The sequence below is a fragment of the Pseudomonas sp. LBUM1643 genome (assembly GCF_059716215.1).
Map to the genome: position 1 here is coordinate 394,581 of NZ_CP166813.1, position 14,121 is coordinate 408,701.

General features: G+C 58.5%; 14 protein-coding genes. 3 read left to right on the forward strand and 11 right to left on the reverse strand.

What is annotated here, in order from left to right; all coding sequences use genetic code 11:
* Positions 1-14: 14 nt before the first annotated feature.
* The 3 genes from ubiB to ubiE are packed head-to-tail and all read right to left on the reverse strand — an operon-like array spanning position 15 to position 3,009.
* On the reverse strand, positions 15-1,619 hold the full coding sequence (ubiB, locus tag ACA063_RS01730) for a ubiquinone biosynthesis regulatory protein kinase UbiB (RefSeq protein ID WP_497664546.1): 1,605 nt from the start codon (positions 1,617-1,619) through the stop codon (positions 15-17).
* Complete coding sequence (locus tag ACA063_RS01735) at positions 1,616-2,239, reverse strand: ubiquinone biosynthesis accessory factor UbiJ (protein WP_497664547.1); 624 nt, start codon at positions 2,237-2,239, stop codon at positions 1,616-1,618. The genes ubiB and ACA063_RS01735 overlap by 4 nt, the downstream gene beginning before the upstream one ends.
* Positions 2,239-3,009 (reverse strand): bifunctional demethylmenaquinone methyltransferase/2-methoxy-6-polyprenyl-1,4-benzoquinol methylase UbiE, encoded by a 771-nt coding sequence (ubiE, locus tag ACA063_RS01740; protein WP_007948968.1) that lies wholly within the window; start codon positions 3,007-3,009, stop codon positions 2,239-2,241. The genes ACA063_RS01735 and ubiE overlap by 1 nt, the downstream gene beginning before the upstream one ends.
* Positions 3,010-3,163: 154 nt before the next feature.
* On the opposite strand from ubiE, the gene ACA063_RS01745 reads away from it, so the two are divergent.
* From ACA063_RS01745 to ACA063_RS01755, 3 genes are all read left to right on the forward strand, one after another.
* The gene (locus tag ACA063_RS01745; RefSeq protein ID WP_497664548.1) at positions 3,164-3,439 is read left to right on the forward strand and encodes a polyhydroxyalkanoic acid system family protein; all 276 of its coding nucleotides are present in this window, start codon (positions 3,164-3,166) and stop codon (positions 3,437-3,439) included.
* A 241-nt stretch (positions 3,440-3,680) separates the two neighbouring features.
* Entirely contained in the window at positions 3,681-4,103 is a 423-nt protein-coding gene (locus tag ACA063_RS01750) for a phasin family protein (protein WP_497664549.1), read from the forward strand.
* A gap of 10 nt (positions 4,104-4,113) precedes the next feature.
* On the forward strand, positions 4,114-5,034 hold the full coding sequence (locus ACA063_RS01755; protein WP_497664550.1) for a phasin family protein: 921 nt from the start codon (positions 4,114-4,116) through the stop codon (positions 5,032-5,034).
* 203 nt (positions 5,035-5,237) lie between these two features.
* Here ACA063_RS01755 and ACA063_RS01760 read toward each other — a convergent pair whose 3' ends face one another.
* From ACA063_RS01760 to ACA063_RS01795, 8 genes are all read right to left on the reverse strand, one after another.
* A complete protein-coding gene (locus tag ACA063_RS01760) occupies positions 5,238-5,858 on the reverse strand; it encodes a TetR/AcrR family transcriptional regulator (protein WP_162440018.1) in 621 nt (206 codons plus the stop codon).
* Positions 5,859-5,885: 27 nt separating this feature from the next.
* Entirely contained in the window at positions 5,886-7,568 is a 1,683-nt protein-coding gene (gene phaC / locus ACA063_RS01765) for a class II poly(R)-hydroxyalkanoic acid synthase (RefSeq protein WP_497664551.1), read from the reverse strand.
* Between the two features lie 115 nt (positions 7,569-7,683).
* Entirely contained in the window at positions 7,684-8,538 is an 855-nt protein-coding gene (gene phaZ, locus ACA063_RS01770) for a poly(3-hydroxyalkanoate) depolymerase (protein ID WP_497664552.1), read from the reverse strand.
* A 134-nt stretch (positions 8,539-8,672) separates the two neighbouring features.
* Positions 8,673-10,352, reverse strand: coding sequence for a class II poly(R)-hydroxyalkanoic acid synthase (phaC, locus tag ACA063_RS01775; protein WP_497664553.1), 1,680 nt, complete (start codon positions 10,350-10,352; stop codon positions 8,673-8,675).
* A 254-nt stretch (positions 10,353-10,606) separates the two neighbouring features.
* Positions 10,607-10,987: a gamma-butyrobetaine hydroxylase family protein gene (locus ACA063_RS01780; RefSeq protein ID WP_497664554.1), complete on the reverse strand. Its 381-nt coding sequence runs from the start codon at positions 10,985-10,987 to the stop codon at positions 10,607-10,609.
* Between the two features lie 207 nt (positions 10,988-11,194).
* Positions 11,195-12,535 carry an ATP-dependent protease ATPase subunit HslU gene (gene hslU / locus ACA063_RS01785; protein WP_497664555.1) on the reverse strand — a complete coding sequence of 447 codons (1,341 nt, stop codon included), beginning with the start codon at positions 12,533-12,535 and terminating at the stop codon, positions 11,195-11,197.
* A 55-nt stretch (positions 12,536-12,590) separates the two neighbouring features.
* Positions 12,591-13,121 carry an ATP-dependent protease subunit HslV gene (gene hslV, locus ACA063_RS01790; RefSeq protein ID WP_162440024.1) on the reverse strand — a complete coding sequence of 177 codons (531 nt, stop codon included), beginning with the start codon at positions 13,119-13,121 and terminating at the stop codon, positions 12,591-12,593.
* Positions 13,122-13,413: 292 nt separating this feature from the next.
* Complete coding sequence (locus ACA063_RS01795) at positions 13,414-14,121, reverse strand: SPOR domain-containing protein (protein WP_008149545.1); 708 nt, start codon at positions 14,119-14,121, stop codon at positions 13,414-13,416.

Genomic DNA, 14,121 nt, shown 5'->3' on the forward strand with positions numbered 1-14,121 from the left:
TGTTGCGCGACTGGCTATCGGCGAACGACCAGATACAAACCGACAGCCACCATGATTCCGGCCGGCCAGTGCCCCATTTCACCCAGCGGTCCACCGGCAAGCAAAATAGCGCCACCGGCCAGATGAGCGCAGCCAAGCAGCCGCAGGAACCAGTCGTCCTTGCGCTTGTGCCACGGCGGCGGTGGGTCGTAGGCGTGGGGTTGGGACATGCGTTCGAGCAGGTCGCGCGCCATGTTGGCCAGGTGCGGCAATTGTTCAAACTGGCTCTGAACGTTGCCAATCAAGGCTTTCGGGCTGACCCGTTCACGCATCCAGCGCTCGAGGAACGGCTGGGCGGTGTTCCACAGGTCCAGGTCCGGGTACAGCTGACGGCCCAGGCCTTCGATGTTCAACAGGGTTTTCTGCAGCAGCACCAACTGCGGCTGCACTTCCATGTTGAAGCGCCGAGCGGTCTGGAACAGGCGCATCAGTACCTGACCGAAGGAAATATCTTTTAACGGTTTTTCGAAGATCGGTTCGCATACGGTGCGAATCGCGGCCTCGAATTCATTCAGTTTGGTCTCTGCCGGTACCCATCCTGAATCGATGTGCAGTTGGGCGACTCGCCGGTAGTCACGCTTGAAAAACGCGAACAGGTTGCGCGCCAGGTAATCCTGGTCTTCCGGGGTCAGGCTGCCGACGATGCCGCAGTCGATCGCAATGTATTGCGGGCTCCACGGGTTCACGGTGCTGACAAAAATGTTGCCCGGGTGCATGTCGGCGTGGAAGAAACTGTCGCGGAACACTTGGGTGAAGAAAATCTCCACGCCGCGCTCGGCGAGCATTTTCATGTCGGTGCGCTGGTCGGCGAGGGTGGCAAGATCAGTGACCTGAATGCCGTAGATGCGCTCCATCACCAGCACTTTCGGCCGGCACCAGTCCCAATAGACTTGCGGCACGTACAGCAGCTCCGAGCCGTCGAAGTTGCGTTTCAACTGGCTGGCATTCGCTGCTTCGCGCAGCAGGTCGAGTTCGTCGTAGATGGTTTTTTCGTAGTCCAGGACCACGTCCACCGGGTGCAGCAGGCGGGCGTCGGCCGATAGCTTTTCAGCGGCTCGGGCGAGGATGAACAGCCAGGCCAGATCCTGCGCAATGATCGGCTTCAGGCCCGGGCGGATAACCTTGACCACGACTTCTTCGCCGGTCTTCAGTTGCGCGGCATGCACCTGCGCCACCGAAGCAGAGGCCAGCGGCTCGACGTCAAAGCGGCTGAACACTTCGCTGATCTTTTTGCCGAGCTGTTCTTCGATCAGCTTGACCGACACTTGCGAATCGAACGGCGGCACGCGGTCCTGAAGCTTCATCAGCTCATCGGCAATGTCTTCCGGGAGCAAATCGCGACGGGTAGACAGGATCTGTCCGAACTTGATGAAGATTGGCCCCAGGTCCTGCAACGCCAGGCGCAAACGTGCGCCTCGGGTCAGGTCCAGGGTTTTACGCGGGAACCAGCGCCACGGCAGGGCGTAGCGCAGCGCCAGCAGAAACCAGGGCAGCGGCAGGGCGAAGAGAAGGTCATCGAGGCGGTAGCGAATCACAACGCGCTGGATGCGCAACAAACGGCGGACGGCAAGCAGCTTCATGCGTTATCGCTTGGGTCGAGGGATCGGGAAAGGCGCTCGAAACGCGCCTCAAGACGTTCCAGATCGAGTTTGATCTGGTCCAGTTCACTGAAACGGGCTTCGGCTTCGCGCTGACCGACGAGGGTTCGCGATTCTTCGGCCAGGTATTCACCCAGGTTCTGCCCCAGGCTTGTGAATCCTTGCTGGTACCAACGTGCGCGGCTGCGCAGATGACCGCCAACCAGTTGCGTAGCCACCGGTCCCAGCCAGCGCGAGAGTTCGTACTCCCAATCCAGTTCGAGGTCCTGAAGGATCGCCGCCAGTTCCAGCAGCACACCGCTGTCACCGTCGAGCTCGACTTCGGGGCCGTGCAGCACCGCGGTCTTGTCTTTGCTCATCGCCAGTTTCAGCAGGCTTGAGGCGGGTGCACGCAGGGTGCAGTCGGCGCCGGGTTCCCACTGGGAAGCGAGCATCAGGCCTTCGTCACTGGGCAGGATGAACAGCTGGAAGGCCGGGCTGCGGCAATCGACGGCAATCACTCTGCCACTCAAATGCGCGAGCCGTGGCAGTGCCGTGCTGTCGAGACGCAGCACCCGGTTCAGACCGAGTTCAACGCTGGCGAGCAGACCGGCGAGCAACATCAGGGTTTGATGCCGCGGTGCAAGGCAACGATGCCTGCGGTCATGTTGTGGTAGGTCACGCGGTCGAAACCGGCCTCGACCATCATCGATTTCAGGGTTTCCTGATTCGGGTGCATGCGGATCGATTCGGCCAGGTAGCGATAGCTCTCCGAGTCGTTGGTGATCAGCTTGCCCATCAGCGGCATGAAAGCGAACGAATAGGCGTCGTAAGCCTTGGACATCAGCGCGTTGGTCGGTTTGGAGAACTCCAGAACCAGCAGACGGCCGCCCGGTTTCAGTACACGCAACATCGAACGCAGGGCGTCCTCTTTATGTGTCACGTTGCGCAGACCGAAAGCGATGGTCACACAGTCGAAATGGTTGTCCGGGAACGGCAGCTTTTCAGCGTCTGCCTGGACGAACTCAACGTTACCGGCAACACCAAGGTCCAGCAGGCGGTCACGACCGACCTTGAGCATGGATTCGTTGATGTCGGCCAACACCACCTGGCCGGTCGGGCCAACGAGGTGCGAGAATTTTTTGGTCAGGTCGCCGGTTCCACCCGCGATGTCCAGCACGCGATTACCGGTGCGCACGCCCGACAGTTCGATTGCGAAGCGCTTCCACAGACGGTGCATGCCGCCCGACAGGAGGTCGTTCATCAGGTCGTACTTGGCGGCTACCGAGTGAAAAACCTCAGCGACTTTTTCCGCTTTTTGGCTTTCCGGAACGTTTTTGAAACCGAAGTGAGTGGTGGGTTCGGCATCGCTGCCTTTGCGCTGATCAGTCATATCGCTGTCACCAGAAGAGAATGCGGGACATTCTAATCCCGGTGGCCTGCTTTGTCTTGGAGTGGGTAAAGGTAAGATAAGTAAACACCGGGACGTTTTGCCGCAGCGGCGGTCAAGATGCTTCAGGAAGTATTCATCAAGCAGGAGTCATTCGATGGCCCGTATTAGTGTTGAACGTGCCCACGGCCTGGGTAAGGAAGCGGCCCGCGAGAAGGCTGAAAAGCTGGCGCAGAAACTGTCCGACCAATATGGCCTGGAGCCGCAATGGTCCGGCGACACCCTGAACCTAAAACGCTCGGGCGTGAAAGGCACGGTGCAGGTCGGTGAGGATTCGATCAAGGTGGATGTGGAGCTGGGCATACTGATGTCGGCCATGAGCGGCACGATCAAATCGGAAATCGAGAAGGCTCTGGATAAAGCGTTGGTGTGATTTGGAGTAGAACCACATCCAATGTGGGAGCCAGCCTGCTGGCGATTGCGGTTTACCAGTCAACATTGATGTGAAGGATAAATCGCTATCGCCAGCAGGCTGGCTCCCACAATTGTCCTTTGTGAAGTCAAAGATTTATGTCAGTTGTTAGGGTGCCGTTTCTAATTAATCTCACTACTTTGTGCCTGAGCCCGACGCTTTCGCGGGCAGTTCCTCAAACCTTCTGCGCGTGAGGTGCACCATGGCCAAAGTTATTTTGAAGAAAAAAATCGACGTTACGACCACTGCTCTGGGCGATGTCAAATCCTATGCCCGCAAGATCTGGCTGGCAGGCCTGGGTGCCTACACCAAGGTCGGGCAAGAAGGCAGCGAGTACTTTCAGGAGTTGATCAAAGAAGGTCAAACTGTTGAAAAGAAAGGCAAAAAGGTAGTTGCTGAGAAACTTGAAGCAGCTAACACCGAGATTGAAGACGCGAAGAGCGAAGTCAGCACTTTCAAAGGCAAGGTCGAAGTTCAACTCGACAAAGTCGAGAAGGCTTTTGACTCGCGTGTCGCAAGTGCCTTGAATCGTATCGGCATTCCGTCTAAACATGACGTTGAGACGCTGTCTGCTAAGCTCGATGAGTTGACGGCATTGCTCGAACGCGTCGCGCGTAAATCTTAAGGAGAACGGGATGGCTGGTAAAAAGAACACCGAAAAAGAAGGCAGCTCGTGGATCGGGAAAGTCGAAGACTACTCCCGCAAAATCTGGCTGGCTGGTTTAGGCGTGTACTCGAAGATCGACAATGACGGCGGCAAGCTCTTCGATACATTGGTCAAAGACGGCGAGAAAGCCGAGAAGCTCACCAAGAATGCAGTCGGCAAGAAAGTCGACGCTGCCAAGGACTCCGCTACCTCGGCCAAGTCGCGCATTACCGGTGTTAAAGATCGTGCGCTGGGCAAGTGGGACGAGCTGGAAGGTGCTTTTGACAAGCGCCTGAACAGTGCCATTTCGCGCTTGGGCGTTCCAAGCCGCAATGAAGTCAAAGCCCTGCACAGCAAGGTCGATACCCTGACCAAGCAGATCGAAAGACTCACCGGTGCCAAGGTTGCGCCTGTTGCGACGAAAACCGCAGCGGCAAAACCTGCAGCTAAAACGGCAGCGGCTAAACCTGCGGTCAAAACGGCTGCCAAGCCACTGGTCAAGGCAGCTGCCAAAGCAGTGGCCAAACCAGCCGCCAAAGTCGCCGCTAAAACCGCTGCCGCAAAACCGGCAGCCAAAGCAGTGGCCAAGGCCGCGGCCAAACCGGTCGCCGCAAAAGCCGCCGCCAAACCTGCCACCAAACCGGCTGCTAAACCTGCGGCCAAGCCTGCAGCGAAAACGGCAGCAGCCAAACCTGCAGCCAAGCCAGCGGCAAAACCTGCCGCAGCCAAAAAGCCAGCAGTGAAAAAACCGGCGGCACCGAAAGCTACAGCACCAAAACCAGCAGTGGCTGCCGCCAAACCGGCAACCCCGGCACCTGCGGCCAGCACATCAAACTCTGCTGCCGCGCCGACCCCTGCTGCCACCCCGACTGTCGCGCCAGCTCCATCGACGCCAACCAGTCAGTCCTGATTCTCAGGGCTCAAAAAAACGCCCGGCCTGCAAAGGTCGGGCGTTTTAGTTTGCGAATACAGTTTAAGAGTCACCGCAGATCCCCTGTAGGAGTGAGCCTGCTCGCGATTGCGGTGTGTCATTCAACATTGATATTTGACTGGCCCGACGCCATCGCGAGCAGGCTCACTCCTACAGTGAAATATGTTTATCCAGTGACAGGGTTATTCGTGTTCTTCGAGGTACTGCATCGCCATGTGCTCCGTTGCAGCCTTGATCGGTGGCAACAAATGCGGTGCCACCAGCATCATGATCTGATAAACCACCAGCTTCACTTCACCCTCGCGATCCAGAATTCGCTGATAGTCCAGTGAGAACAGCAGCGTCATGGTGATCTGCTCCACCAGTTGCCCCAACGCCTGGGTATCACTGACCAACTGACCCTGAGCCTTCAAGCGTGCCAACAACGAAGCCAGCGTGCGCTTCAGCGCGTTGAGCAGGTTGCGGATGCCTTTGGCGAGTTTCGGCAAGCGTCCGGCAAGGTTCGACAGGTCCTGGAACAGAAACCGGTAATGCGCCAGCCGCTCGACGATCAGGTGCAGGAACAGCCAGTAATCCTCCGGCGCCAGTTCCACATCCGCAGGTGGATCGAGCAGCGGTGCCAGCTCGGCTTGAAAGCGCTCGAACAACCCTAGGATGAGCGGTTCCTTGCCGTGAAAATGGTAGTAGAGGTTGCCAGGGCTGATGCCCATTTCGTTGGCCACTTCCATCGTGGAAACGTTTGGTTCGCCCTTCTGATTGAACAACTGCAAAGCACATTCGAGAATCCGGTCGCGGGTTTTCATCCAGTCTTCTTAATGGTTCGTTGAGCGTCAGCGCACGCGCACATAGGTGCCAGGTGCTGCCTCCATCGGTGGATAGTTCTGGTTGCCAAGCGCCATGTGAGTTTCTTTTTGCGCGCCTGACCGTTCCTGAATCCAGCTCAGCCATTGGGTCCACCAGCTACCGTCGACTTGTTTGGCGTCGTAATACCAGGCGCGTGGGTCGCTGCTCAGTTTGGCGCCTTCGATGTAGTTGGCTTTCGGGTTGCTCGGCGGGTTCAGGATGCTTTGCACATGGCCGCTGTTGGACAGTACGAAACGCCGGTCGCCACCTAACAACAGGGTTGAGCGATACACCGCGTCCCAGGGCGTGATGTGGTCGTTGATACCGGCCACGCTGAAGCTGTCGACCGTGACTTTTTGCAGGTCTATCGGCGTACCGCACACTTCAAGACCGCCTGGGTGACTCAGTGGATTGTGTTTGAAGAAATCCAGCAGATCACCGTGCAACGCTGCCGGCAGCCGTGTGTTGTCGTTGTTCCAATAGAGGATGTCGAACGCTGGCGGCTCTTTGCCCAACAGGTAATTGTTGACGAAGTAGCTCCAGATCAAATCGTTGGGGCGCATCCAGGCGAATACCTTTGCCATGTCGCGCCCGTCCAGCACACCTTTCTGATAGGAGCGGCGCTTGGCCGCTTCCAGCGTCTGCTCGTCGGCGAACAGGGTGGCTGGCGAGTCCATCTGACTGTCGAGCAGGCTCACCAGGTACGTCGCGCTGGAGACGCGCCGCAGTTGTCGTTTGGCCTGCAAATGACCCTGCAGCGCGGCGATGGTCAGCCCGCCAGCGCAGGCGCCCATCAGGTTGACCTCCCGGGCGCCGGTGATTGCCCGGCACACGTTCATGGCTTCTTCCACGGCTTCAACGTAGGACGACAGGCCCCATTCGCGATGTCGCACATCAGGATTGCGCCAGCTGATCATGAACGTCTGCAAACCGTTTTTCAGGGCGAACTGGACGAAGCTGTTACTCGGGCTCAGGTCAAAAATGTAGTACTTGTTGATCTGGGGCGGCACCACCAGCAGGGGTTTGGAATACTGTTTTTCGCTCATCGGCTTGTACTGGATCAGCTCCAGCATGTCATTGCGAAACACCACGGAGCCGGTGGTGGTGGCGACGGTTTTACCGACTTCGAAAGCTTGTTTGGTGACTTGCCTTGGCAGGCCGTCGTTGTGCAGGAAATCGTCAATCAGGTGGCTGGCCCCGCGCACGAGGCTGTTGCCGCCGGAGTTGAAAATTTCCTTGATGGCCAGCGGATTGAGCAAGCTGTTGGAGGGCGCCACAGCGTCGTTGAGCAAGGCGAACGCGAAGTGCGCGCGAGCGCGATCATCCGGGCTCATGTTGCTCTCGTCGATCCAGCTTTTGACCTGTTTCTGCCAGCTCAGGTAAGCCTGCAGACTGCGGCGGTAAAAAGGGTTGAGGCTCCACGCCGGATCGGCAAACCGATTGTCCTGCGGGTTGGTGGGGTGCAAGGTCTCCCCCAGCAACACGCGGCCCAGTTGACCGCCGAGTTTCAAGGCGTGTCGGGCGCTGTGCACGGGATTGCGCAAGCCATGGGCAGCCACGCTGCGCAAGGTCGAAAACAGATCACGGCCACGCAGGCCGGTAATCGCACTCTGTGCGTTGATGAACGCGGCGGGAGTGGGTAAGGAATCCCTCACTGGTTTGTCGCGCATGACTCAACACTCCTTCGTCTTCAGGCCAAAAACAAACTTACCGAACCAGAACACCATAGACGCTGCAACGGGTTGTTGCGCGGTGCGGCGTCCTGCCGACCGACGATGGGGAGGCTTAACCGCCCAATGGCGCCGGGTGCGGGTGCATCACCGCGCGCTGCCGTTCTTCCTCGAGGAATTTCATAATGATCGGGGCCACCGCTTCGGCCCGGGTAATGAGGAACAGATGCCCGTCATCGATGACGTGCAACTGAGCGTTGGGAATTCGCCATGCCAGCAAGCGCATGTTGATCAACGGGATCAGCGGATCATCATCACCGGCCAATACCAGCGTCGGCTGATGGATCTTGTGCAGCCAATGAATGCTGGTCCAGCCAAGGCCGGCGAACAGCTGCCAGTAGTAACCAAGCTTGCCAGCCGACCGCACCTTCGCCGCATGGCTGGCCGCCAGTGTTGGGTCGCGACGGAAAGAGCCGCCATAGATCATCGGCGCAATACGAATCACGTGAGAAGGCTGAATGTAGCGTCGGGGACTGGCCATCATCCACAGCACTTTCGGTTTGCCCGGCACCATGACCGCCCCGGCCGCTGTCGCCGCCAGCACGAGTTTTTTACAACGCTCGGGATAGTCGTAGGCGAACTGCTGGGCGAGGGCGCCCCCCCAGGACACGCCAATCACGTTGACTTTCCCGTAATCGAGGTAGTCGAGCATTCGCGCCGTGAGTTTCGCCAGACCCGGAAAGCGATACGGCCGGTTGGGCGTCGACGAACCACCGACCCCCGGAACGTCGAAAGCAATGACTTCCAGGTCCGGGTCCAGCGCCGCGACAAACGGAAACACCAGCTCCAGGTTGGCGCCGATGCCGTTGAAAATCAGCAAGGGCGTCAAGTGAGGCTTGCCGGGGCGTACCGCGGTCCGGAGGGTCTGGCCATCCAGGTCGACGGTACGAAAAACGAACGGTTGCGGCATGCTTCAGGCCCTGTGGGTGAATTCATCCCCAAACCCTGTAGGAGCTGCCGCAGGCTGCGATCTTTTGATCTCAAGAAGCAACATCAAAAGATCGCAGCCTGCGGCAACTCCTACCGAAGTGTGGGGTGTGTCAGTTACCGCTCATGTACATAAGTGCCCGGTGCAGCTTCACCCGCGACATAGGTTTTGTTTCCCAGAGCGGTCGGGGATTTCTTCAGCTTGCCCGAGCGCTCCGCCTGCCACGCCTGCCAGTGCAACCACCAGGAATCGGTGTGCTTGGTAGAGTTTTCTTGCCACTGCTCGGCGTTGGCGGCCATGTCGACACTGGTCATGTAACGTGACTTTGGATTACCCGGCGGGTTCAGAATGCTTTGGATGTGGCCGCTGCTCGACAGTACGAACTCGACCTTGCCGCCAAACAGTTGCGCCGACTTGTAGCAGGACTTCCACGGCGTGATGTGATCGTTGGTGCCGGCCAGCGAGAAGATGTCGGCAGTGACCTGCTTCAGGTCGATCGGCGTACCGCACACTTCCAGTGCATTGGGGCGGATCAGTGGATTACTTTTGAACATCTCGATCAGGTCGCCGTGGAACGCGGCTGGCAATCGAGTGGTGTCGTTATTCCAGAACAGGATGTCGAACACCGGCGGCTCGTTGCCCAGCAGGTAGTTGTTCACCCAGTAGTTCCAGATCAGATCGTTGGGACGCATCCAGGCGAAGACCTTCGCCATGTCGCGGCCTTCCAGCACCCCGGCTTGGTAGGAGTGACGCTTGGCGGCCTCGAGGGTCTGCTCGTCGACGAACAGGGCCACGTCGCTGTCCAGGGTGGTGTCCAGCACGCTGACCAGCAGCGTCAGTGCATTGACCTTCTTCTCGCCGATCGCCGCGTAATGGCCCAGCAGCGCGGTGCAGGTAATGCCGCCGGAGCAAGCGCCCAGCATGTTTATGTCTTTGCTGCCGGTGATCGCGGTGACCACGTCTACGGCTTCCTTCAAGGCTTCGATGTAGGTCGACAGGCCCCACTCGCGCTGTTCCTTGGTCGGGTTACGCCAACTGACGATGAAGGTCTGCACATTGTTGCGCAGGCAGAAACGCGCCAGGCTCTTGTCCGGACTCAGGTCGAATACGTAGAACTTGTTGATCTGCGGCGGCACCACCAACAGCGGGCGCTCATGCACTTGCTCGGTAATTGGCCGGTACTGGATCAGCTCCAACACGTCGTTGCGAAACACGACTGCGCCTTCCGTTACGCCCAGGCTCTTGCCCACCTCGAAAGCACCCATGTTGACCTGGCTCGGCATGCCGCCGTTGTGCACCATGTCCTTGGCCAGATGCGAGAGTCCGTCGAGCAGGCTCTTGCCGCCGGTTTCGAAGAAACGTTTGACCGCCGCCGGGTTAGCCGCACTGTTGGTCGGGGCCATGGCTTCGGTCATGAGATTGATCACGAAATGACCTCGGGCGACGTCCTTGGGCGCGAGGTTACTGTCGTCAATCCAGTCGTGGAGTTCCTTGCGCCACGCCAGGTAGGTTTGCAGGTAGCGTTTGTAGAGCGGGTTCTGGCTCCAGGCCGGATCGTGAAAACGACGGTCATCGCCACCCGGTTGCAACTCGGATTTGCCAAACAAAACGTTCTTGAGCTCAAGGCCGAAATGGGCGACGTGCTTGGCACTGTGAATCGGTTGTTTGATGGCCTGCCTGAGCACCATTCGAGCAGACGCCAGTAGATCCTTTCCACGCAGTCCAACGACAGGATTCAGCCCCAAGGTATTTTCCGAGGCCTGAGATTTCAGGTCATCGTTATTCTTGTTACTCATCTACGACGCTCCATTGTCCTGAGACGAGTACCTGTTCCGCTGTTCAGTCGCACAGCACGCGTCAGGTACTACTGCTCGGGTGACCGATAATCTGCACCACTGCTTTTTATGCAGAGAGCACTGCAGGGAACTTGCCAGCTCCATTGGTTACCCGAGTTTAATTTTTTTCGCAAGCGGGCCAATCGTCGGCCCTGAAGCGGAGCATTCAAACAGATGAAATTAGAAAATGCCCACTAATGAGCAAGAGGCGCGGGCTAGAGCATCAGCTTGACGATGGATTCGTTCGGGTCGCGGGTTTTTCCTGCCGCTTTAAGCTCAGCAAGATAATCGCTCCAGAGTTCCTCCTGACGCACACCCAACTGGTACAGATATTCCCAGGTGAACAGGCCGCTGTCGTGTCCGTCGTCGAAGGTCAATTTCAGTGCGTACTGACCGGCGGGATCTACCTTGGTCAGTCCTACGCTGATCTTGCCAAATTGCAGGATAGGTTTGCCGTGGCCCTGGACCTCGGCGGAAGGAGAGTGCACGCGCAGGAACTCGGCGGGCAGGTGATGTTCCTCCCCGGACGCGTATTTCAGCGACAGGGTTTTCGAGGCTTTGTGGAGTTTGATGTCGATGGGGATCTGGGTCGTCATGGGGCCGGTCGTCCGTCTTGATGAAGGCCCTGTGTCGGCAGGTGATCCAGTGGCGAGGGAGCTTGCTCCCGCTCGGCTGCGCAGCAGTCGTAAAACCCGCGCGATGCGGTTCATCTGATCAACCGCATTCGCCGGCTTTGGGGCCGCTTCGCGACCCAGCGGGAGCAAGCTCCCTCGCCACAGAAGCCCGCTTACACAGAATTTGACCTACAGGATATAACGGGACAGGTCTTCGTTCTGCGCCAATTCGCCCAAGTGGCTGTTGACGTATTCCGCGTCGATCAGGATCACCTTGCCGTCATGAGTGCTGGCCAGGTCGCCGGCACTGAACGACACCTCTTCAAGCAGGCGCTCAAGCAACGTGTGCAAACGACGGGCACCGATGTTCTCGGTCTTTTCGTTGACCTGCCAGGCAATCTCGGCAATGCGCTTGATGCCGTCCGGCTGGAACTCGATGCCCAGCCCTTCGGTTTTCAGCAGGGCACAATATTGCTCGGTCAGCGATGCATGGGGTTCGCTGAGGATGCGCTCGAAGTCTTCAGGCGTCAGCGCCTTCAGTTCGACACGGATCGGCAGTCGACCTTGCAGTTCAGGTACCAGATCGCTTGGCTTGCTCAGGTGGAACGCGCCGGATGCGATGAACAGGATATGGTCGGTCTTGACCATGCCCAGCTTGGTGTTGACGGTGCAGCCTTCGATCAGCGGCAGCAAGTCACGCTGCACGCCTTCACGGGACACGTCTACACCGCCGGAATTGCCGCGCTTGGCGACCTTGTCGATTTCGTCGATGAACACGATGCCGTGCTGTTCGACCGCTTCCAGCGCCTTGGCCTTCAACTCTTCTTCGTTGACCAGTCGACCGGCCTCTTCATCGCGGACCAGCTTCAGCGCTTCCTTGACCTTGAGCTTGCGGCTTTTCTTTTTGCCTTTGCCCATGTTGGCAAACAGGCTCTGCAACTGGTTGGTCATTTCTTCCATGCCTGGCGGCGCGGAAATATCGACGCCGGCCACTTCGGCGACTTCGATTTCGATTTCCTTGTCATCCAGCTGACCTTCGCGCAGACGCTTGCGGAACAGCTGGCGCGTGTTGGAGTCGGCCGACGGTGCCGTGTCATCGCTGTTGAAGCCCGCGCGTGCCGGAGGCAGCAGGGCATCAAGAATGCGGTCTTCGGCAGCGTCTTCGGCGCGATGGCGCACCTTGGTCATTTCCTGTTCGCGCAGCAGCTTGATGGCCGCATCTGCCAGGTCACGGATGATCGATTCAACGTCGCGGCCGACATAGCCGACCTCGGTGAATTTGGTTGCTTCGACTTTGATGAACGGCGCATTGGCAAGTTTGGCCAGACGGCGGGCGATCTCGGTTTTACCGACACCGGTCGGGCCGATCATCAGGATGTTCTTCGGGGTCACTTCAACGCGCAGCTCTTCAGGCAGCTGCATCCGGCGCCAGCGGTTACGCAGCGCGATGGCGACGGCGCGTTTGGCATCGTCCTGGCCGATGATATGGCGATTGAGTTCGTGGACGATTTCACGGGGAGTCATGGACATAGTATTTGGCGGACCTCAAGCAAGAATGAGCCGTGGCACAAAGGCCTCAACAGGCTTACTCGGCGCAGTCCTGCTCCTCAATGGTCAGGGTGTGGTTGGTGAATACACAGATGTCGCCGGCGATACCCAAGGCGGTTTCGACGATTTCCCGGGCCGACAGATCGGTTTTCTTCATCAGCGCGCTGGCGGCGGCCTGGGCGTAACCACCTCCTGAACCCATGGCGATCAAACCTCCTTCGGGTTCGACTACATCACCATTGCCGGTAATGATCAGGGAAGCGTCTTTGTTGGCGACCGCGAGCATGGCTTCGAGGCGGCTGAGGGAGCGATCAGTGCGCCATTCTTTGGCGAGTTCAACGGCGGCGCGAACCAGGTGGCCCTGATGTTTTTCAAGCTGGCCTTCAAAACGCTCGAAGAGGGTGAAAGCGTCAGCCGTGGCCCCGGCAAAACCGGCGATAACCTGACCGTGGTACAGGCGGCGAACTTTCTTCGCGTTGCCTTTCATCACGGTATTGCCGAGAGAAACCTGGCCGTCGCCGCCCATGACGACTTTGCCGTGGCGGCGAACTGAAACGATGGTGGTCAAGGGAGAGTCTCCACGCAGCGGGGCGAAAATGCCTTATGCAAACTCATATGGGGGTGGTGACGGGTTTTTCAACTGCGGGGTGGGAGAGGAGACGAGTGGTGCGTCAGTTGCAACGGTGTGTGCAGTTCAATCCCTGTGGCGAGGGAGCTTGCTCCCGCTCGGCTGCGAAGCAGTCGTAAATCCGGCGAATACGGTCTGTCTGATTCAATGCCTTCGCTGGTTTTGGGGCTGCTTCGCAGCCCAGCGGGAGCAAGCTCCCTCGCCACAAGAGCTTGTTGTTTTCGAGTCGGATTCAGCGGCTCTGGCGTTGTTGTAACAACAAATTGCTAAACCCGCTGCCCGCCAGTTGTTTCTGAGCGGTGGTCAGCTGTTCGCGGTTGCTGAACGGCCCGACCAATACGCGGTACCAGGTCTCGTCCTTCACCGTGCCTGACTCAACTGCTACGGCCTGACCCAGCAGGATGATCTGCGCCCGAACCTTGTCCGCGTCAGCTTCCTTGCGGAACGAACCGGCCTGCAGGAAGAACTTGGTCACCGGTGCCGCCTTGGAGACCGGAGGCGCAGGCGGCGGAGTGATCCCGGCCAGTGCTGCCTGTGCCCGCGCCGTGTCGATCTTCGCTGCTTGCTCAGGCGTCACTGGCGTCGTCGGAATCGCTGGCACTTGTGGCGTTGGCAGGGTTTTCTCCGGGACAGCATCCGGCGGCACGATGACTTCCGATTCCGGCAGCAACGTGTAGAAGTCGTACTTCGGCTTCACCGGTTGGGTCGGGCTCGGCGGGGTCTTGTTGGCCTCGGCGATCTTGGTGGCTTTCTGCTGCTCGATCTTCTCGCGCTTGACGCTTTCGCTGCCCTTGCCGGGCTCCAGCTTCATCAGAAACACGATGAACGCGCCGACCGTCAGGCCGATGGCCATCCACAGCCAACCCGGAATCGGTTGCTTTGCAGGAGCTTGATAACGGCTGGCGCCACGCTTGGGTGCAGGTTTTTTCTTGGCAGCCAA